Here is a 20745-nt window from a genome sequence, read left to right as displayed (position 1 = left end):
TTCAAACGCGCCCCCGGGTTGGGGCGCGCCAACGTCATAGACGCTAAAAGGAAAAGGAAAGTTGCCAGGTTTCTCAGAGTAAACTGTAACGAGTCTGTAACTGTCCCTTATATGCCACTTCTGTGCTTTCTATGGCATTAAAGGGTGATTTATGCCTAGCGCTCGGCGCTGACATCGGCGGCGTAGCGGGGCGACCCCGCGTACTCGGCGCGCCAGGCGCCCTGGCCGTCCTCCCGCGTCCGGGCGCTGAACCAGCCGTCTCTCCGGGTGACCGCCTCGCCCGCGGGCCGCCACTCCGACGACCCGGCGGGCCTGAAGGAGATCCTCACCCGCTGCCCGGGGAAGGGCCGGTAGTCGACCCGCCCGCCCGGGTCGACGCGCAGCAGCGTCCCCGTGACCCGGGTGTCGTCCCCGCCCCGGCCACGGGCGACCTTGAGCCCCTCGATCTCGGTCGCGCGCCGCAGATGGAACACCGCCCGCGCGACGGCCGTCCCGCCCCGAGCGTCCACGGCGGTCGCGGTGACCGTCCAGGGCCCGCTCGGATACCACCGTGACAGGGGCCGGTCGGGCAGGAAGCGCCACGTCTCCCATCCCCCGGCTGTGCTGTCTCCTCCGGCTGTGCTGTCTCCTCCGGCTGTGCTGTCTCCTCCGGTTGCGCTGTCTCCTCCGGCCGGGACCGGCCCGGCGGGCCGTCCGTGCCTGGCCGCGCCGACGATGCCGGGCACCGCGGTGGCCAGGCCGCTCAGCCCCGGCATCGGCACGGTGTCACCGAACGGCGGCGCGGGGCCGTCGCCCGGCTCGTCCTCCCCGCCGGGCTCTCCTTTACCAGGCCCCCCTTTACCCGGCCCTTCCCCGCCTGGTTCGTCCCCGCCTGGTTCCTCGCCAGCGGCGGAGGGGGCGCGGCCGGGTTCGAGGACGACCGAGACGCGGTTCGCGCCGCGCGCCACCACGTCGACGACCAGCCGCACCGATCCGGCCGGCCCCACGACGGGGTCGGACGGCCGCACCACGACCGAGCGGATCGCCGTCCCACCGGCGGCGGGCACGGGAGCGGGCACCGTGGCCGGAGATGACGCGACGAGAGATGACCCGGCGAGGGAGGACGCGACGAGTGCGGGCACGAGAAGAGGCGTCGTCATGCCCCGAGACCGTACGCACGCCCGGCACGCGTCCCGCCCCCGACACTCTCCCGGGCCGGTAAAACTTCCCCAGGCTCAGCCGGCCGCGTACAGTTCCTCGATCACGTCGGCGTACCTGGCGTGCACGACGCGGCGCTTGAGCTTGAGGCTCGGGGTGAGCTCCTCGGTCTCGGCCGTCCACTCGACCGGCAGCAGCCGCCACCGCTTGACCTGCTGCACTCGGGCGAGCTTGCGGTTGGCGGCCTCCACCGCCGCCTCGATCTCCTTGAGCAGGTCCGGATGCCCGGCCAGCGCGGCCGGCGACTCGAAGGCGATGCCGCGGGCCCGCGCCCACTCGGGCGCGACCTCCGCGTCGAGCGTGAGGATCGCCACGGGGTACGGCCGCCCGTCGCCGTACGCGAGGGCCTGCCCGATGAGCGGGTGCTCCTTCAGGTGGCCCTCGATGACGGCCGGGGACACGTTCTCCCCTCCGGAGGTGATGAACAGTTCCTTCTTGCGGTCGACGATGCGGACGAACCCGTCCTCGTCGATCGACCCGACGTCACCCGTGTGCAGCCAGCCGTCGGCGTCCAGCAGTTCGGCGGTCGCCTCGGGCAGGCCCAGGTAGCCCCGGGTGTTGAGCGGGCTGCGGGTGAGGATCTCGCCGTCCGCCGCCACCCGCACCTCGACGCCGGGCTCGGCCCGTCCGACCGTGCCGAGCCGGAAGACCTCCGGGCTGTTGACCGTGAAGGCGCCGGTCGTCTCGGTCATGCCGTAGACGTCGATGACCTTCAGGCCCAGGCCGGCGAAGAAGCGCTGCACCTCGGGCGGCATCGGCGCGGCGGCGGTGGCGCACCAGAGGGCCCGGTCGAGCCCGATCAGGCCGCGGATCACCGACAGCAGTGCGGCGTCCGCCCGCTCGTACGCCTCCCGCACCTCCGGCGAGACCGTGTGGCCGTACTGCTGCCCCTCGATGTAGGCGAGCCCGGCGGCCATCGCGGCGCGGACGTTCTCCTGCTGGTCGGCGGGCTGCGCGGCCAGGAGCGCCTGCAGCCGGGCGGCCATCTTCTCCCAGACGCGGGGCACGCCGAAGAACAGCACCGGGCGCACCTGGCCCAGCGCCGTGGCGAGGGCGGCCAGGTCCGTGCAGAAGTACACGTGGTTGAGCTTGAACAGCGGCAGGTACAGGCTGAGCGCCCGCTCGGCGATGTGGGCGTAGGTGAGATAGGAGATCTGCGTCCCCCGCTCGGGCAGGTCGATCATCCGCTGCGTCGCCGCGATCTCGAAGAGCACGTTCGCGTGCGTGAGCGGGACGCCCTTGGGCATGCCGGTCGTGCCGGAGGTGTACAGCACGCTGAGGACGTCGTCCGGGGTCACCTCCCGCCAGCGCCGCTCGGCCGGCTCCGGGTCGGCGGCGTACGCCCGCGTGCCGAGCACCAGGAAGTCCTCCCAGCTCAGGAAACGCTCGTCATCTTCGGGGGCGCCCTCCAGCATGATGATCCTGGTCAGTTCGGGCAGCTCCCCGAGCACGGGCTCCCAGCGGGCCAGGTCGCCGGGGCCGCCGAGCACCGCTACCCGGGCCCCGACGTCACGGGCGACGTACGCGACCTGCTCGGGGGCGAAGGTCGCGTAGATGGAGCAGGAGACGGCTCCCGCGTGGACGGCGCCGAGGTCGGCCAGCACATGCTCGCTCCGGTTGACCAGCATCAGCGCGACCGCCTCCCCCGGCCGCAGGCCGAGCGCGGCGTAGCCGGCGGCGATCTCCAGCACGCGCCGCCGCGCCTCGGCGTAGGTCAGCGTGCGCCAGCCGCCGGCGCCGTCGGGATCGGAATAGGCGGGCGCGTCCGGGTTCTCCTCCGCGGCCCATCTGAACTGTTCGCAGAGGGTCCTGCCCGCGATCTCGTGTTCGATCGCGGCCCGCTCCTCGAGAACGCCGGCCATCGTGCCTCCCAACGGGTATGTCGCACGCGTGGCCTGCATCGCACCACAGGGGATCACCGAGGACAAGACTCCGCGGGCGGGGAGCGCAAGAATGCGTCATCTCAAACGGACAAACAGGACATAAGTGCATATAAAGTACTGAGATGATGCGTGATCGGGGGGTACGCATGGCATCCGGACGACCTGGGCCGCCTGCCGGGGAGCGACCGTTCTTCGGCCACCCGCGGGGGCTGGCCACGCTGTTCGGCACGGAGATGTGGGAGCGCTTCAGCTACTACGGCATGCGCGCCGTGCTCGTGCTGTTCCTGACGGCGCCCGCCACCCGCGGCGGCATGGGCCTGCCGGAGACGACCGCCGTGGGCGTCTACGGCGTGTACGTCGCCTCGGTGTACCTGCTGGCCATCGTGGGCGGCTGGCTGGCCGACCGGCTGCTCGGGGCGCGCAGGACCGTCCTGGTCGGCGCGTCGGTGATCATGGGTGGCCACCTGAGCATGGCGATGCCCATGGGCGGCGGATTCGTCTGGCTCGGCCTCGTGCTCATCGCGCTGGGCAGCGGCCTGCTCAAGCCGAACATGGCGGCGCTGGTGGGTGAGTTGTACCGGCACGAGGACGACGCCCGGCGCGACTCCGGCTACACGATCTTCTACATGGGCGTGAACCTGGGCGCGTTCCTCGGCATCATGATCGTGCCCTGGCTGCAGACCGGCGGCCGCTGGCACCTCGCCTTCGGCGCGGCGGCGATCGGCATGCTCTTCGGCCTCGTGCAGTACGTTCGGGGCAGGGCGACCCTCTGCGGCGCCGGCGAGGAGCCCGACCACCGGCTCACGCCCGCCGAGGAACACCGCTTCAAGGTCGTCGCCGGGCTCTGCCTCGCCGTCGCCGCGGGCGGGCTCGCCCTGTGGGCGGTCAGCGGGACGCTCACCGTCGACCGCTTCGCCCTCGTGCTCACGGTCGTGACGGCCGCCGTGCCGATCGCGTACTTCGCCTTCCTGTTCTCGTCCCACGAGGTCACCGCGGAGGAACGCAGGGGGCTGTTCGCGTACGTGTGGCTGTTCCTCGCCGCGGCGATCTTCTGGCTCGTCTACGACCAGGCCGGAAGCTCGCTGCTGCTGTTCGCCAAGAAGGACACGAACCTCGACGTGTTCGGCTTCACGATCCCCCCGGGCTGGGTGGGGAACATCAACTCTCTCGCGATCATCGCGCTCGCCCCGCTGTTCGCCGAGATGTTCCTCAAGGCCGGCACCCGGATCAGCACGCCGCTCAAGTTCGCGATCGGCCTGGTGATCGTCGGGCTGAGCTTCGTCGTGATGTCCGTCGCGGCGGGCGTCGCCTCGGACGGGGTGAAGGTCTCGATCATGTGGCTGTTGTCGGTCTACCTCATCCAGACCATCGCCGAGTTGTTCCTCAGCCCGGCCGGGCTCTCGGCTACCAACAAGCTCGCCCCCCGGGCCTTCGAGAACCAGCTCATGGGCGTGTGGTACCTGGCGATGGCGCTCGGCGACTCCGTCGGCGGCCAGACCTACCGGCTGACCACGGTCGTGCCCATGCCCGTGTACTACCTCGTCCTCGCGCTCGCCGCGGTCGCCGCGGGCCTCCTCATGCTGCTGTTCGTCCGCAGGCTCCGCCTCCTCATGGCCGAACACCACCTGCCACCCGTGCCCGCCTCGTCCTGACCGCCGCCGCCCCGGCCCTCGCGCGAAAGCCCCCTGGATCCAGCGCGCGTCTACACCCTCAGTCGGGTGGTGCGGGGGTTGCGGTAGGTGAAGGCCCAGCGGTCGTCTCCGATCTTGCGGCGGGTGTAGCGGGCCGGGTGGCGGTAGCGGTCGCGGTTGTGGAACTGGCACGCCGGCCCCAGCAGCTTGAGGTCGGTCGGCCCGCCGCTGCACCAGTCCTCGGCGTGGTCGATCTGGCACATCGTGGCCGGCAGCGGACAGCCGTCCACCCAGCAGGTCGCATACCGGGCGAAGACCGCCCGCCGCTGGGCCGGGGTGGCAAGGCGCACCTTGCGGCCCATGTCCAGCACCTGCCCACCGGCGTCCATCACGATCCGCACCAAAGTGCTGGTACGGGCCAGCCGGTGCACGCTGGCAACAGGCAGCAGCTGCCCGGTCGCCAGGATCAGCCCCGGCAACCCCCGCAACCACACCCCCGGCGGCGGACTGTTGACCCCCACCCCCGCCCAGGCACCGCCACCCCGCCAGGTGCTGCCTCCCGACCAGGCCCCGCGTCCCGCCAGGGCGTCTCCTCCCAGCCGGGCGCTGCCTTCCGCCCACGCCCGGTCTCCCGACCCGGGCGGCCCGTCGGAGCCCACCCCCGGCCAGGCGTCGCCTCCCAGCCGGGCGTCGCCTCCCAGCCAGGCGCTGCCTTTGGCCCACGGTGGGGCATCGGCCCCCGCCTCCGGCACGCCGTTGCAAGCCGCCCTCGGCATTCCACGCTGCGCCTCGCCGGTCTCGGAGGCATGCCGGTAACCCTCCGCCGGGCAGTCACGGGCCGGGCAATCACTCCACTGCTCATCGGGGTCGGCGGCGGAGCGCTCGCTGTCGGCGTCCGTTGCGTCGGCGGCGTCAGCGTCCGTTGCGTCGGCGTCGGTGGCGCAGGTCGCGCAGGCGTCGATGTCGAAGTCCTCAGCGGTCCAGGCGTCAGGCCCGGGGCCAGGGCCATCGCTCGGGGCTGGGTCTGAGAGGTCTGAGTCTGAAGGGCCGGTGCCGGAGGAGTCGGGATCAGGGCCGTCGCTCGGGTCGGTGTCTACCGGGTCGCTGGTGAGGTGATCGGCCGAGGGGTCGCTGTCTGAGGAGCCGCTGGTGGGGTGGTCGCCCGAGGGATCGGCTATGGGGTCGCGTGAGGGTTCGCCGGCTGGGGGATCGTCGGGGAGGGATTCGGCGGTGACCAGCACCAGAAGCTCAGTCGCGATCTTGTTCTCCAGGAACGCGATGAACGCATCGGCGTTCCGCACGCTCGGGGTGCGGTCGTCGCCCTCGGCCTTGGGCCTGGCGTAGACGTCCAGCAGGTGCTGCAACCGCGCGGCCGCCTCCACCGGGAGGTAGAACTCTCCCTCCAGCCCGCCGTTCCTGCGCCGCCGCACCCGGAAGAACCGGCGGTCGAAATCGGCCTGCTCATCGCTCTCGTGGCCGTCGGGGTCCAGCACCGCCCGCAGATACCGCCCCGCCTTGGCCACCTCCGCCGCACCCGCCGAACCCGCCAACTCCAGCAAGATCCCCTCAGCCGTCGTCGCCTGCTCATCGGTCAACCCAGAGGTGGCCGTGCAGATCGCCTCCACGACCCCCTCCGCCAGGCTGCCCTCCGCGAACCGCTCACGCGCCCGCGACAGACGACCCAACTCCATGCCCATCGTCACCAATCGGCCGGCTCCGGGGATGGTCATCCCGCCAGTGGATCGCAGCCACAACCGGGTGGAGGCGTGCCCATGGTTCTTCGCCTCCCCCGCCCGATGCACCCGCCCCACCCGGGCGGCCAGCGCGGAGGTGATGCGGTCGCGGGCCGCCAGCAGCCCCTCGGCCTCGGCCAGGCACACCTCCGCCGACTCAGGCACCGGCACCAGCGCCACCACCCGTGCCGCCTCACCCACCGCAGCCACCGCCACCCACGACGACGACCCCGCACCACAAGCACCACCAGAAGCAGCACCGGCATCCCGATCAGGGCCCGCATCACCCTGGCCCGCATCACCTTGGCCGGCGCCAGCGGCACCGTCAGACGCATCGCCGAGAGCACCAGCGGGATCACCGCTGCCGGCAGACCCGGTGCCGTCAGGAGAAGCACCGTCTGGGGAGACACCACGCGCGTTCTCAGCGTGGGCGGATTCGGCACCAGACGCGGTATCACCACGAGTCGTGAATGGACGAGCGGGCCCGGGCGATTCCGCCGAGTCGTCGAACCGGCTCGCATGCTTCCGCGCCGCAGGGTCGACAATCGGCACATATTCGCGGGCGAGTGAATCCTTGGTGGACCACAGGGGCGAGCGGGCGGTGAGCTGCTCCCACCAGTCGTCGGCACCGATATCGCTCGAACGAGAGGGGCGCTCAGGATCAACGTCGAACAGATCCATCACACCTCCCCGATAGATTCGAAACCCTGTATGAATTCTTCCACATCAGCCGGTCATGAACACCCCCGCACCGGGAATTGCTGGAGCCACAGGCGGATTCCCAATTGTCGAAAATGCGACCCCTGCCAGGCTTCTTTCCAATTGGTGGCGAAATAGCCTGCCAGACGGTGGTCACAGGGTCGGCGTGAGCGGCTCCCGGGATGGGCGGCCGGCCGGAGAGCCCCCGAGGAAGGCCATGCCGGAGACGACGTGCGAGGTGCCCGGAGAAGTGGCCGGGGAGGAGGCGAGGCGGCGTACCGCATCCTCAAGCACGGCCGGGGGCTGGGTGAACGTCAGCCGCACGTATCGCTCCAGCGTGCCGTCCACGCCGAACCACGGTCCAGGGGACAGCCGTACGCCCCGGGCGGCGGCGGCCTCCGCGACCGCGCTCGCCGACGGCGTGTCGAGCCGCACCCACAGCGACCCGCCGCCGGGCGGCGGGGTGAAGGCCCAGCCCGGCAGCCGCTCGCGCAGGACCCCGGTGAGCGCGGTGAGCGAGGCGCCGAGCGCGCGGCGGCGCTCGGCCCGCGCCTCCTCGATGCGCTCGAACAGGAAGGCCACGACAAGCTGGTCGAAGACGGCGCTCGCGATGTCCACGGCGGCGCGCAGCAGGGCCAGGCGCCGCACCATCGCCGCGGTCGTCCGGATCCAGCCGACCCGCAGGCCGCCCCACCACAGTTTCGACGCCGATCCCACGCTGATCACCCGCCCGTCGGTGTCGAACGCGGCCAGCGGCGTCGCGCGTACGGCGGCGTCCAGGGCCATCTCGGCCCAGACCTCGTCGGCGATGAGCGTCGTGCCGTGACGCCGGGCGGCCCCGACCAGCGCGGCGCGGCCGGCGTCGTCCATGAGGTGACCCGTGGGGTTCTGGAAGTCGGGGATGACGTAGGCGAGGCGGGCCGCCGACTGGCGCATCGCGCCGCTCACCAGGTCGAGGTGCCAGCCGTCCTCCTGGACGCCCACCGGCACCAGGCGGGCCGACCGCAGCCGGGCCGCGTCGATCGCGTGCGGGTACGTCGGCGACTCGACCAGCACCGGGTCCCCCGGCCCCGCGATCAGGGACATGATCAGGTGGACGGCCTGCTGCGCCCCGCCCGTCACGAGGATCTGCTCGGGCCGGGTGGGCAGCCCCCGCTCGCCGTACCGGCGGGCGATCGCCTCCCGCAGCGGCGCGAGCCCGAGCGGGTGGTAGCCCGAGCCCAGCGCGTACCGGTGGTAGGCCCGGCCCGCCTCCTCCACGGCCTCGCCGAGGAGGGAGATCGCGGGCGGGGCGGCGGCGTGCAGCGGCAGCAGCCCGTCCTCGTCTGAGGCGAGCCATGGGTTGTCCACGCCCAGGGCACCGGGGTCCGGCAGGGCGGTGCGGCTCCCCGACCCCTGCCTGCTCTCCAGGTAGCCCTGCTCGCGCAGCCGGTCGTACGCCGTGGTCACGGTGGTTCGGCTGACGCCGAGCGACTCGGCCAGGTGCCGTTCCGGCGGCACGCGCACCCCCACGGCGAGCCTCCCGTCGAGGATCAGGCCGCGTACGGCGTCCGCGAGCGCCCGGTAGTACGGGCGGGAGCTCGGCGGGACCCGGACGAGCCGGGCGAGCTGGGGAGCGCTGACATACCGGTCCATGCGGACCAATTTCGCTGATTGGCCCTTTTATGACAAGCCAGTGGCCTGCACCATTGAGCCCACTATGACCGAACTCTCCCTTTCGCGCCCCAGCTCGCTCCCGTTCCGGCTCGTCCGTCTCTACGTCGGCCTGGCGCTCTACGGCGGCGGGATCGCCCTGCTCGTCGAGTCCGGCCTGGGCCTCGACCCCTGGGAGGTCTTCCACCAGGGCCTCTCGGTCCGTACCGGCTGGTCGATCGGCATGTGCATCAACCTGGTGGGCGCGCTGGTGCTGCTGCTGTGGATCCCGCTGCGGCAGCGGCCCGGCCTCGGCACGATCAGCAACGTCCTGGTGGTGGGCACGAGCGCCGACGCCGTGATGTGGCTGGTGCCCACGCCCGCCGTGTGGCCGGTCCAGTGGATCTTCCTGCTGAGTGGGATCGTGGCCATCGCCGCCGCCTCCGGGCTCTACATCCACGCGGGCTTCGGCCCGGGGCCGCGCGACGGCCTGATGACCGGCCTGCACCGGATGGGCCTGTCGATCCGGCTCGCCCGCACGATCGTCGAGCTCACCGTGCTCGCCGCCGGATGGCTGCTCGGCGGCACCGCCGGGATCGGCACCATCGTGTTCGCCCTGACGATCGGCCCGCTGACGCAGGTCTTCATGAAGCTGTGGGCCCCGGCCGGGGTCACCACCCGGTCACCGGGTACGCAGCCGTCATGACGCGCCGCGCGGGGAGGTGAGCGAATGCGGATCGAGGACTACGCCCTCGTCGGGGACACCCAGTCGGCCGCCCTCGTCGGCCGGAACGGCTCGGTCGACTGGCTGTGCCTGCCGCGTTTCGACTCCCCCTCGTGCTTCGCCCGGCTGCTCGGCGACGAGTCCAACGGCTTCTGGCGCCTGGCCGCCGCAGGACGGGACACGGCCGCCAGGCGGGCGTACGTCGGGGACTCCCTGGTGCTCGCGACCGACTGGGAGACCTCCACCGGGACGGCCAGGGTTCTCGACTTCATGCCGGTCCGGTCGGGCAACCCGGACCTGGTACGGATCGTGGAGGGCCTGTCGGGCACGGTCGAGATGACGACCGAGATCCGCATCCGCTTCGACTACGGCCGCATCGTGCCCTGGGTCCGCCGTACGGGCGGCCACCTGCACGCCGTCGGCGGCCCCGACTCGGTCTGGATCCACTCCCCCGTCCACCTCCAGGGCGGCTACTACCGGCATCAGGCCGCCTTCACCGTCTCCGCCGGGGAGCGGGTGCCCTTCGTGTTCACCTGGCACCCCTCCCACCAGCCGCGGCAAAAGTCCATCGACCCTCTCGCCGAACTCGGCCTGACCATCCGGCTGTGGCAGGACTGGGCCGCGCGCTGCGGCTATCGCGGCCCGTGGCGTGACGCCGTGGTCCGCTCGCTGATCACGCTCAAGGCCCTCACCTACAGCCCGACCGGCGGCATCGTCGCCGCCCCGACCACCTCCCTGCCCGAGCACCTCGGCGGGGTGCGCAACTGGGACTACCGCTACTGCTGGCTGCGCGACGCCGCCATGACGCTCGACGCGCTCCTGCGGGCCGGATACGTGGAGGAGGCCGACGCCTGGCGGGTGTGGCTGCTGCGCGCCATCGCCGGCCGACCCGAGGACCACCAGATCATGTACGGCGTGGCCGGTGAACGCCGCCTGCCGGAGACGACGCTCGACTGGCTGCCCGGCTACGAGGGCGCCCGGCCCGTCCGCATCGGCAACGGCGCCGCCGGCCAGTTCCAGCTCGACGTCTACGGCCAGGTGGTCAACGCGCTCTACCGGGCCCGCAAGCAGGGCATGGCGCCCGACGACTACACCTGGGCGCTGCTGGTGAAGGGGGCCGAGTTCCTCGAACGCAACTGGGACCGGCCGGACGAAGGGCTGTGGGAGGTGCGCGGGCCGCGCCGCCACTTCGTCCACTCGAAGGTCATGGCCTGGCTCGCCATGAGCCGCATGACCCGAGGGGCGGCCGAACTGGGGCGTACGGGGCCGTTCGAGCGGTGGGGCGCCCTGCGTGACCGCATCCACGCGGAGGTCTGTGAGAAGGGTTACGACCCGGTCCGCAACACCTTCACCCAGTCCTACGGCTCACAGGAGCTCGACGCCGCCCTCCTGCAGATCCCCATCGTCGGGTTCCTGCCCCCCGACGACCCCCGCGTCACCGGCACCATCGACGCCGTCGAACGCGAACTCATGACCGACGGCTTCGTCCTGCGCTACCCCACCGCCGAACACAACCCAGCCGAACACAACCCCGTCGACGGCCTCCCCGGCGGCGAAGGCGCCTTCCTCGCCTGCAGCTTCTGGCTCGCCGAAGCCCGCGCCCTCACCGGCCGCCACCACGAGGCCGACCAACTCTTCCAGCACCTCGTCAACCTCACCAACGACGTCGGCCTCCTCGCCGAGGAATACGACCCCCGCACCCACCGCCAACTCGGCAACTTCCCCCAAGCCTTCAGCCACATCCACCTGATCCACACCGCCCAGGCGCTGAGCGGCGCGGCCGCGCGCCCGCTTCACGGCACTCCGCCGCCGACCACAGCCGGACGTCCCGAGACGGGTTGACGGCCAGGCGCCCTATACCGGAGTGATAGGGGGAAAGTGGCCTGTCCCCGCCGGGCTTCGCCGCGCGTACGTTGACGGCAGCCCCACCCGAGGCGTGCCTCGCGGTGGCAACCCCCGATCGAGGAGATCTCGATGCGCCTGTCACGGTTCCTCCGCGCCCTCCCGGCCCTGGTCCTGGGCCTCGTCCTGCTGTCGCCCCTGCCGTCCGCCCACGCCGGGGCGAGCGGGGTGAGCGGAGTGAGCACAGTGAGCGCGGTGCGCGTGCTCCGCTACGACGCGAGCCGGGCCGCCGAGTTCCGCACAGTGGTCGACCAGGCGGCCCAGGTGTGGAACGCGAGTGTCACCAACGTCCGGCTCGTGGCCGGCACGCCGGCCGACTTCACCGTGCTCGCCGACGACGGCTGGCCGCGCACGAGCCGCACCAGCCTCGGCCGGGGCACCATCTGGATGGGCAGGGAGGCGACGAGCGAGGGCTACTACCCGCTGCGCATCGCCACTCATGAGATCGGCCACATCCTCGGCCTGCCCGACCGGCGCACCGGCCTGTGCTCCGACCTGATGTCCGGTTCCAGCGCCCCGGTGAGCTGCACCAACGCCAACCCCAGCGCGGCGGAGCGCAGCGCGGTCAACGCCAACTTCGCCGGATCGGCCCTGCTCGGCGGATCCGGCGCGCTCTTCGTCGACCGGCCGGACGCCGCGAGCCTGGCTCCGGCGGCGTAGGTACCGCCTCCCGGGTAGCGTGGCGGGCATGCGGATCGAGGACTACGCCCTCGTGGGCGACATGCAGTCGGCCGCCCTCGTCGGCCGGAACGGCTCGGTCGACTGGCTGTGCCTGCCGCGTTTCGACTCCCCCTCGTGCTTCGCGCGCCTGCTCGGCGACGAGTCCAACGGCTTCTGGCGCCTGGCCCCGACGGGCCACGAGGAGGCGACCCGCCGGGCGTACGCCGGGGACACGCTCGTCCTGGAGACCGTCTGGGAGACGCCCACCGGCGCGGTCAAGGTGATCGACTTCATGCCGCCCCGCTCGGCCAACCCCGATCTCGTACGGATCGTGGAGGGCCTGTCGGGCACGGTCGAGATGAGCACCGAGATCCGCATCCGCTTCGACTACGGCCGCATCGTGCCCTGGGTCCGCCGTACGGGCGGCCACCTGCACGCCGTCGGCGGCCCCGATTCGGTCTGGATCCACTCTCCCGTCCACCTCCAGGGCGGCGACTACCGGCACGAGGCGACCTTCGCCGTGTCCGCCGGGGAGCGGGTGCCGTTCGTGTTCACCTGGCACCCCTCCCACCACCCGGAGCCCGAACGGATCGATCCCCTGGAGCAGCTCGGCGAGACCGTGGCCATGTGGGAGGCCTGGTCGTCCCGGTGCGGATACCGGGGCCCGTGGCGTGACGCCGTGGTCCGCTCGCTGATCACGCTCAAGGCCCTCACCTACAGCCCGACCGGCGGCATCGTCGCCGCGCCGACCACCTCCCTGCCCGAGCACCTCGGCGGGGTGCGCAACTGGGACTACCGCTACTGCTGGCTGCGCGACGCCGCCATGACGCTCGACGCGCTGACCGGCTCGGGGTACGTCGAGGAGGCCGACGCCTGGCGCTCCTGGCTGCTGCGCGCCATCGCCGGCCGCCCGGAGGACATCCAGGTCCTGTACGGCGTGGCGGGCGAGCGCCGGCTGCCGGAGACGACGCTCGACTGGCTGTCCGGGTACGAGGGGTCCCGGCCGGTGCGGATCGGCAACGGCGCTGCCACGCAACTCCAGCTCGACATCTACGGGGAGGTCGTGAGCGCCCTGTACGAGGCGCGCAAGCAGGGCATGCCGCCCGACGACCACGCCTGGGCGATGATCACCGCGGTGATGAGGTTCTTCGAGCACAACTGGGACCAGCCCGACGAGGGGCTGTGGGAGGTGCGCGGGCCGCGTCGCCACTTCGTCCACCCGAAGGTCATGGCCTGGGTCGCGGCCGACCGCATGGTCCGGGTGATCGAGGAGCTGGGCCGGAAGGGCGACGTGGAGAGGTGGCGAGCGCTGCGTGACCGCATCCACATGGAGGTCTGCGAGAAGGGTTACGACCCGGTCCGCAACACCTTCACCCAGTCCTACGGCTCACAGGAGCTCGACGCCGCCCTCCTGCAGATCCCCATCGTCGGGTTCCTGCCCCCCGACGACCCCCGCGTCACCGGCACCATCGACGCCGTCGAACGCGAACTCATGACCGACGGCTTCGTCCTGCGCTACCCCACCGCCGAACACAACCCAGCCGAACACAACCCCGTCGACGGCCTCCCCGGCGGCGAAGGCGCCTTCCTCGCCTGCAGCTTCTGGCTCGCCGAAGCCCGCGCCCTCACCGGCCGCCACCACGAGGCCGACCAACTCTTCCAGCACCTCGTCAACCTCACCAACGACGTCGGCCTCCTCGCCGAGGAATACGACCCCCGCACCCACCGCCAACTCGGCAACTTCCCCCAAGCCTTCAGCCACATCCACCTGATCCGTACGGCGCTGGCTCTGCGAAGCTAGCCGTCAGGGCGTCCCGGACAGCGGGCCGTCGGCGTGCGGGACCCGCTCGGCGGGGATGACGCCCAGGCGTCCCGCCTGGTAGTCCTCCATCGCCTGGATGATCTCGGCGCGGGTGTTCATCACGAACGGGCCGTAGTGCGCGACCGGCTCGCGGATCGGCCGTCCGCCGAGGAGCAGCACCTCCAGAGCGGGCTCGGCCTGCGGCTGGGCGGTGTCCGCGGCGAGGGTCAGCGACCCGCCCGGGCCGAAGAGGGCGAGCTGCCCCTTGCGGACCGGCCGCCGCTCGGCGCCCACGGAGCCCTGACCGGCCAGCACGTAGGCGAGGGCGTTGAAGTCCGGGTTCCACGGCAGGTCGAGCCGGGCGCCCGGGCTGACGGTCGCGTGCACCATCGTGATCGGGGTGAACGTGACGCCGGGGCCGGCGTGCCCGTCCAGGTCTCCGGCGATGACCCGGAGCAGCGCGCCGCCGTCGGCGGAGGCGAGCAGGGCCGCCTCCCGCCCCCGGATGTCCTGGTAGCGGGGCAGGTGGAACTTGTGCGCGCGGGGGAGGTTGACCCACAGCTGGATGCCGTGGAAGAGCCCGCCCGAGACCACCAGGTGCTCCGGGGGCTTCTCGATGTGCAGCAGGCCGGACCCGGCGGTCATCCACTGGGTGTCGCCGTTGGTGATGGTGCCGCCGCCGCCGTTGGAGTCCTGGTGCTCGAAGACGCCGTCGATGATGTAGGTGACCGTCTCGAAGCCGCGGTGCGGGTGCCACGGCGTGCCCTTCGGCTCACCGGGGGCGTACTCGACCTCGCCCATCTGGTCCATGTGGATGAACGGGTCCAGCAGCGACTGCGGCACCCCGGCGAACGCGCGCCGTACGGGGAAGCCCTCGCCCTCGAAGCCGCTGGGCGCGGTCGTCACGGACCGTACGGGGCGGGGTCCGGCGACGGCCGGATCGGGCGCGGCGACGCGAGGCAGGGTCAGGGTGTCTGCGGTGACGGCGGGCATGGCCACCTCTCCTGGTTGAAAGTTCAACTTCTGACGCGTTGAACCATGCCCGGCCGCGGGACATTCCCCAGCGGCTCAGGACCGGCCGGCGATGCGGGCGAGGAGCCGGGCGAACTCCGGCGGCGGCGCGACGACGAGCCGGGTCTGCCCGTCGTGACTGATCAGGTCGGCCTGGATGCGGGTCAGCTTGCCGCGGCGCCACCAGTACACGTGCGGGCTGAGCCCGTCGGCGTGGCCGGCGTGCTCCCGGTGGGCGAACAGGCGCAGCCGCTCGATCGCCCGCACCACGCCGATGCCGGCCACCGGATGCACGGCGATCAACCCCCGGTGCGGCAGCACGGCGAGCATGCCGTCCTCGGGCACGTGGGTGTGGGCGGGCAGGCGGCGCAGGTGGGCGGCCGCGCTGGGCGCGGTCAGCAACGTGACCTCGGTGCCGCCCAGGTCCAGCCGGGACACCGTGGGCCGCTCGTCGGCCAGGGCGTTGCCCACCGCGACGTCGAGCGCCTCACCTGGGGGGATGGGCCAGCAGAACGCCTCCTCCGGGCGGACCGGGCGGGCGCCGATCGTCAGCACCTCGATCAGGTCGGCGCTCAGGTGGCGGCCGATGATCCGGGAGGGGTCGGGGAAGGCCGGGTCGTCGGCGGCGTGGACCCGCGTGCGCAGCAGCGGCTTGATCGGCTTGAGGTTGCAGGCGTCGAACGGCTCCCCCGACACGGCGTGGGCCAGGTGCTCGGAGACCAGCATGGGCCAGTCCTCGCGGGTGCGCCGGGCGGCCTCACGGCGCAGGCCGACGAGGTTAACCACCCGCTCGCGCTCGGGGGAGGACAGCGTCAGCGACGTGCCGTCGGCGGCGAACCCGCAGGTATAGCCCATGGTCTCGGCGACCAGCCCCAGCAGCGAGTCGAGATCGACGTCCTCGACGGCTCTCGGGGCGGGATGGTCCGGTCGCGTCCGGCTGAGCAGTCGCCGCAAGAGTCCCAACGCACCATCCCTTCACCACGGCCCGGGCGCCTCCGGGCGCGTATCAGGTTGCCGCGTCGGAGTCGCGGATTGCGCCCGCGACGGAACACGATTCGGTCACAATAGCCACATTCGTCTCCAACCACATACTCAGCTGTGGTGATCCGTGTCCGACGGGCAGCCCGGCGAGGACCGGCACACCCAGCGGCGCCAGGCGTTCGGCCAGCACCGGCAGCGGGTCGCCGCAGTCCACCCATGATCCGAGCACGATCCCCGCCGCGCCGTCCAGGCAGCCCGCCTGGAGCAACTGCGTCACCATCCGATCGATCCGGTACGGCTCCTCGGTCACGTCCTCCAGCAGGACGATCCGGCCCTCCCCCCGCATCGCGTACGGCGTGCCGCACAGGGCGGCGAGCAGGGCGAGGTTGCCCCCGGTGAGCCGTCCCTCGGCCCGTCCCGGCACGACGACGCGGTCACCCGTGATCGGGGCGGGCGTGCCGCCCTCGAACAGCGCCTGCCGCAGGTGGGCGAACGTGACCGGTTCGGGCCCCCCGGGGTCGCTGATCGTCGCGCAGGCCGGCATCGGCCCGAAGAGCGTCGCCAGGCCGAGCCTGTCGGCGAAGGCCCGGTGCAGCGCGGTGATGTCGCTCGACCCCAGCAGGATCTTCGGCCCGGCCGCCGCCATGGCGTCCCAGTCGAGCAGCCCGAGCAGCCGGGTCGTGCCGTAGCCGCCCCGCGCGCAGATGACGGCCGCCACCTCGGGGTCGCACCAGGCCTCCTGGAGATCGGCCGCGCGCGCGGCGTCGGGCCCCGCCAGGTAGCCCTCCCGGGCCCGCACCGACGCTCCGTGCACGACCCGCAGGCCGAGCTCCTCCAGGACCGCCCCGCCGCGCTCCAGCCGTACGGGATCAACCGGCCCGGCTGGCGCGACCAGCGCGACGGTGTCCCCCGGCCGCAGCCGCCGGGGCGCCTCCGGTACCGTTACCGAGGCGACACCCCCCGCCCCGCCGCGGATGCGCTCGCTCACCCTTCAAAGGGTGTCAGACTAAGCGGTATCTATGCGACCTCCGACGCACATCCTCGTGGTCAACGGCGTCAAGGTCCGTCGCCCGGTGTTCGTGATCGCGGCCCCGCACTCCGGCGCGGACCTGCTGGGCCGTGCGCTCAAGCGCTCCCCCGGCTTCCACGTGACCATGGGCAGGGGCCCGGTGACCCGGGTCGTCTACGCCTTCGCCCGGAGGCCCTCGATCGCCCGTAGCGGCGGGGCGCCCCGGGTGCTGCGCGACGTGCTGGCGGAGGCCTGGCAGGTCGTCCCGGCCTCCTGTGCGGAGTGCACGACCGCCTGCCGGGAGGCCGGCGGCATCATCGGCGCCGGGCCCTGCGTCGGGCCGGACGCGCTGTCGCGGTTCGGCGACGCCAGTCCCGACCTGATCTACAGCACGCCGGTGCTGCTGCGGGCGTTTCCGGACGCCCGGTTCATCCAGGTCATCCGCGACGGCCGCGACGTCGTCGCCGACATGCTGGCCGATCCCGCCTGCATGGCCTGGGTCAAGCCGCACATGCTGAGCGAGGACGCCGAGTTTCCCAACCCGTTCCTCGGCGTGCGCTCGGCCGAGCACCGGCAGCGCTGGGCCGAGATGCCGGCCGCGGGCAAGTGCGCCCTGCGCTGGCGCGGCGCCGTACGGCTGAGCGCGGCCCTGCGCCGCGAACTGCCCGCCGAGCACCTGCTCACGCTCAGGTACGAGGACCTGGTGGCCGCGCCCGGTGAGGCGATCGACGCGGTGTCGTCCTTCCTGGAGACCAAGGTCTCGATGATCGCGCTGTACGGCGCGACGATCCCCCGGCCGGGCGGCTGGCGCACCCGCCTGTCCGGCGAGGACGCCGAGCTGGTGGAGAAGGTGGCCAGGGAGGAACTGGCCCGTCTCGGATACCGCTAGCGTCCCGAGCCGCCTGAGCCCCCTGAGCCGTTGGACCCCGAGCCGTTGGACCCCGAGCCGTTGGACCCCGAGCCGGTGAACTGGGTGCGGTACAGCTCGGCGTACGCGCCGCCCCGCTTCAGCAGATCCTCGTGCCGGCCGTGCTCCACCACCCGGCCGTCCTCGATGACCAGGATCGCGTCGGCCTCGCGGATGGTCGACAGCCGGTGGGCGATCACCAGCGAGGTCCGTCCCCGCAGGGCCGTCTTCAGCGCCTGCTGCACCGCCGCCTCGGACTCGGAGTCGAGGTGCGCGGTGGCCTCGTCGAGCACGACGACCCGGGGCGCCTTGAGCAGCAGGCGGGCCAGGGCGATGCGCTGCTTCTCCCCGCCCGACAGCCGGTATCCGCGGTCGCCGACGACCGTCTCCAGCTCCTCGGGCAGGTTCTTGACCAGGTCGGCGATCTGGGCCGCGCGCAGGGCCTCCCAGACCTCCTCGTCGGTGGCGTCGGGACGGGCGTAGCGGAGGTTGCTGCCGATCGTGTCGTGGAACAGGTGGGCGTCCTGCATGACCACCCCGACCGTGTCCCTGATGCCGTCGAGGGTGGCGTCGCGGACGTCGAGCCCGTTGATCCGCACGGCCCCCTCGTCCACGTCGTACAGCCGGGAGACCAGCGAGGTGATGGTGGTCTTGCCCGCGCCCGAGTGGCCGACGAGCGCCACCAGCTCGCCCTCGCGGGCGGTGAACGACACGCCCTTCAGCACCTCCTGGGAGGGACCGGTGTCCGGGCGGGCCACCGACTCCAGCGACGCCAGCGAGACGTCGGAGGCGGCCGGGTAGCGGAAGCGCACGTCGTCGAACTCGATCGTCACCGGTCCCCCGGGGATCGGCCGCGCGCCGGGCTTCTCGGCGACCATCGGCTTGAGGTCCAGGACCTCGAAGACCCGGTCGAAGCTCACCAGCGCGGTCATCACGTCGACGTGCACGTTCGACAGGCTGGTCAGCGGGCCGTACAGGCGCATGAGCAGGGACGACTGGGCGACCAGGGTGCCGAGCGCGAACGCCCCGGAGATCGCGAGCGTGCCGCCGAGGCCGTAGACGAGTGCGGTGGCCAGCGCGGCGACCAGCCCCAGCGCGATGCGGAACACCGCGCCGTACATCGCGACGATCACGCCGACGTCGCGGACCCGGCCCGCACGCTCGGCGAAGTACGCCGCCTCGTCGTCCGGCCTGCCGTACAGCTTGGCGACCATCGCCCCGGCCACGTTGAAGCGCTCGGTCATCACCGAGCTCATCTCGGCGTCGAGCTGCATCTGCTCGCGGGTCAGCGCCGACATCCGGCGGCCGACCCACTTGGCGGGGAAGATGAAGATCGGTAACAGGACCAGCGCGACCAGCGTGACCTGCCACGACAGCACGATCATGGTGCCGAGCACCAGCACCAGGCTGATCACGTTGGAAACCACCGACGACAACGTGCTGGTCAGCGCCCGCTGTGCCCCGATGACGTCGGTGTTCAGCCGGGAGACCAGCGCCCCGGTCTGGGCCCGCATGAAGAACGCCACGGGCATGCGCTGGACGTGGTCGTAGACCTCCGTGCGCAGGTTGTAGATCAGGCCCTCACCGATGCGGGCGGAGAACCAGCGCTGCGCCAGGCCGAGCCCGGCGTCCACGACGGCCAGCGCGGCGATCGTGACGGCGAGCCACAGCACCACCTCGACCCGCTTCGGGATGATGCCGTCGTCGATGATCGCCTTCATCAGGAGCGGGTTGGCGACCACGATGACCGCGTCGACCACCACCAGCGCGAGGAAACCGGCGATCTGCGCCCGGAAGGGCCGCGCGTACCCGGCGATGCGCCGGACGGTCCCCGGCGCGATGCGCTCCTTCGTCACGGAGCTGTCACGCCGCAGGGACCGCATCACCTGGAAGCCGTAGCCCCCGTTCATCATCGACATATGCCGTACATACTCCCAGGCCGTGCAGCGATGGGAGGACTCCCCCGATTCCCCCGTCAGCTCGAAGCGAACAGTGCCCGTCAGTTCGGAGCGAACACTGCCTGTCAGTCCGAAGCGAACAGTGCGCGGATGCGTGCCACCTGTTCGGCCCGCTCGGCGGCGGCCTGCTCCTCCAGGGTGCGCCCCGGCGCGGCCCTCAGCAGGCGCTTGGTGGCGGTCGCGGCGGCGTGGTCGGTGGCCAGCAGCGCGGCGGCCAGGTCACGGGTGGTCTGGCCGAGGTCGCCCGCCGGCACCGCGATCTCGGCCAGGCCGAGCCGTACGGCCTCCTCGGCCCCGACGACACGGGCGGTCAGGCACATCTCGATGGCGCGGGGAACCCCGACGATGTCGGCCAGGGGCTTGGTCCCGGTCAGGTCGGGAACCAGCCCCAGCGCGGGTTCCTTCATGCAGAACTTCACGTCGTCCGCGACGACCCGCAGGTCACACGCGAGTGCGAGCTGAAAACCCGCCCCGATGGCGTGACCCTGCACGGCCGCGATCGACACGATCTCCGGCCTGCGCAGCCACAGGAAACCCCTCTGTGCCTCCACGATCAGCCGTTCCAGCTCGGTGTCGCCGAGCGCCGCGGCGCTCGCGAAAGATTCCTGCCCGGGTACCCCCTCGGGCGTGAACATGCGCAGGTCGATTCCGGCTGAGAAGGACGGCCCCTCGCCTCTGACCACGACCACTCTCACCCGCTCCGGAAGGGTGTCCCCAATCCGGGCCAGAGCCGACCAGGTCGCGAACGTCTGTGCGTTGCGCTTGTCCGGCCGGTCCAGGGTGACGGTCGCGATCTCGCCGTCCACCTCGCAGCGCAGTCCGATCTCGGCCGGCGCGGCCGCCGAGACCGTCGACACATCGGAGCCGCCGCCCGTCTCGCGGGCGCGCTCCGGATCCCCCCCCACTGCCGCTTCCGCCATGCCTGCTCCTGCCTTCGGTGAGGAGCCACGTCGCCTCGCACGGCCGGTCCGGTGCGGCGCACCGCCCGTGCCGGGCGTCCGCGCTCCTGTTCGACCC

15 protein-coding genes are annotated in these 20745 nt (G+C 72.1%); 6 read left to right on the top strand and 9 right to left on the bottom strand.

The features are described 5' to 3' along the window. Positions 1-155 precede the first annotated feature (155 nt). Positions 156-1139 (bottom strand): hypothetical protein, encoded by a 984-nt coding sequence (locus HHX33_RS11170; RefSeq protein ID WP_182874512.1) that lies wholly within the window; start codon positions 1137-1139, stop codon positions 156-158. Between the two features lie 75 nt (positions 1140-1214). Further along, positions 1215-3059, bottom strand: a complete 1845-nt coding sequence (locus HHX33_RS11165) for an AMP-dependent synthetase/ligase (RefSeq protein WP_182874511.1) — start codon at positions 3057-3059, stop codon at positions 1215-1217. Positions 3060-3226: 167 nt separating this feature from the next. Between HHX33_RS11165 and HHX33_RS11160 the strand changes: the two genes are divergently transcribed. Then, on the top strand, positions 3227-4732 hold the full coding sequence (locus tag HHX33_RS11160; RefSeq protein ID WP_182874510.1) for a peptide MFS transporter: 1506 nt from the start codon (positions 3227-3229) through the stop codon (positions 4730-4732). Between the two features lie 50 nt (positions 4733-4782). On the opposite strand, the gene HHX33_RS11155 is transcribed toward HHX33_RS11160, so the two are convergent. Together HHX33_RS11155 and HHX33_RS11150 are read right to left on the bottom strand one after the other, a co-directional pair. After that, complete coding sequence (locus HHX33_RS11155; protein WP_182874509.1) at positions 4783-6645, bottom strand: HNH endonuclease signature motif containing protein; 1863 nt, start codon at positions 6643-6645, stop codon at positions 4783-4785. Between the two features lie 651 nt (positions 6646-7296). Next, the gene (locus tag HHX33_RS11150) at positions 7297-8778 is read right to left on the bottom strand and encodes a PLP-dependent aminotransferase family protein (protein ID WP_182874508.1); all 1482 of its coding nucleotides are present in this window, start codon (positions 8776-8778) and stop codon (positions 7297-7299) included. A gap of 64 nt (positions 8779-8842) precedes the next feature. On the opposite strand from HHX33_RS11150, the gene HHX33_RS11145 reads away from it, so the two are divergent. The 4 genes from HHX33_RS11145 (at position 8843) to HHX33_RS11130 (ending at position 13862) form a co-directional block, all read left to right on the top strand. Then, positions 8843-9481 (top strand): YczE/YyaS/YitT family protein, encoded by a 639-nt coding sequence (locus HHX33_RS11145; RefSeq protein ID WP_111698739.1) that lies wholly within the window; start codon positions 8843-8845, stop codon positions 9479-9481. Between the two features lie 24 nt (positions 9482-9505). Continuing rightward, on the top strand, positions 9506-11341 hold the full coding sequence (locus HHX33_RS11140) for a glycoside hydrolase family 15 protein (protein ID WP_182874507.1): 1836 nt from the start codon (positions 9506-9508) through the stop codon (positions 11339-11341). A 132-nt stretch (positions 11342-11473) separates the two neighbouring features. Then, positions 11474-12061, top strand: coding sequence for a snapalysin family zinc-dependent metalloprotease (locus tag HHX33_RS11135; RefSeq protein WP_182874506.1), 588 nt, complete (start codon positions 11474-11476; stop codon positions 12059-12061). Between the two features lie 28 nt (positions 12062-12089). After that, on the top strand, positions 12090-13862 hold the full coding sequence (locus HHX33_RS11130) for a glycoside hydrolase family 15 protein (protein ID WP_182874505.1): 1773 nt from the start codon (positions 12090-12092) through the stop codon (positions 13860-13862). A 3-nt stretch (positions 13863-13865) separates the two neighbouring features. Here HHX33_RS11130 and HHX33_RS11125 read toward each other — a convergent pair whose 3' ends face one another. From HHX33_RS11125 to HHX33_RS11115, 3 genes are all read right to left on the bottom strand, one after another. Continuing rightward, entirely contained in the window at positions 13866-14855 is a 990-nt protein-coding gene (locus HHX33_RS11125; RefSeq protein ID WP_182874504.1) for a pirin family protein, read from the bottom strand. Between the two features lie 75 nt (positions 14856-14930). After that, positions 14931-15827 carry a hypothetical protein gene (locus HHX33_RS11120; protein WP_259402348.1) on the bottom strand — a complete coding sequence of 299 codons (897 nt, stop codon included), beginning with the start codon at positions 15825-15827 and terminating at the stop codon, positions 14931-14933. A gap of 52 nt (positions 15828-15879) precedes the next feature. Then, positions 15880-16842: a S66 peptidase family protein gene (locus HHX33_RS11115; protein WP_244301985.1), complete on the bottom strand. Its 963-nt coding sequence runs from the start codon at positions 16840-16842 to the stop codon at positions 15880-15882. A gap of 31 nt (positions 16843-16873) precedes the next feature. Between HHX33_RS11115 and HHX33_RS11110 the strand changes: the two genes are divergently transcribed. Continuing rightward, complete coding sequence (locus HHX33_RS11110) at positions 16874-17752, top strand: sulfotransferase family protein (RefSeq protein ID WP_182874503.1); 879 nt, start codon at positions 16874-16876, stop codon at positions 17750-17752. On the opposite strand, the gene HHX33_RS11105 is transcribed toward HHX33_RS11110, so the two are convergent. Together HHX33_RS11105 and HHX33_RS11100 are read right to left on the bottom strand one after the other, a co-directional pair. After that, entirely contained in the window at positions 17749-19689 is a 1941-nt protein-coding gene (locus HHX33_RS11105) for an ABC transporter ATP-binding protein (RefSeq protein WP_182874502.1), read from the bottom strand. The two genes, HHX33_RS11110 and HHX33_RS11105, sit on opposite strands and share 4 nt — an antisense overlap. A 104-nt stretch (positions 19690-19793) precedes the next feature. Next, entirely contained in the window at positions 19794-20648 is an 855-nt protein-coding gene (locus HHX33_RS11100) for an enoyl-CoA hydratase/isomerase family protein (protein WP_182874501.1), read from the bottom strand. Positions 20649-20745 lie beyond the last annotated feature (97 nt).

The sequence above is a fragment of the Microbispora sp. H10670 genome, from assembly GCF_014161385.1.
GTDB lineage: Bacteria > Actinomycetota > Actinomycetes > Streptosporangiales > Streptosporangiaceae > Microbispora > Microbispora triticiradicis.
Note: the sequence above shows the minus strand (reverse complement) of the source record. Positions and strands in the feature narration are given on the sequence as shown.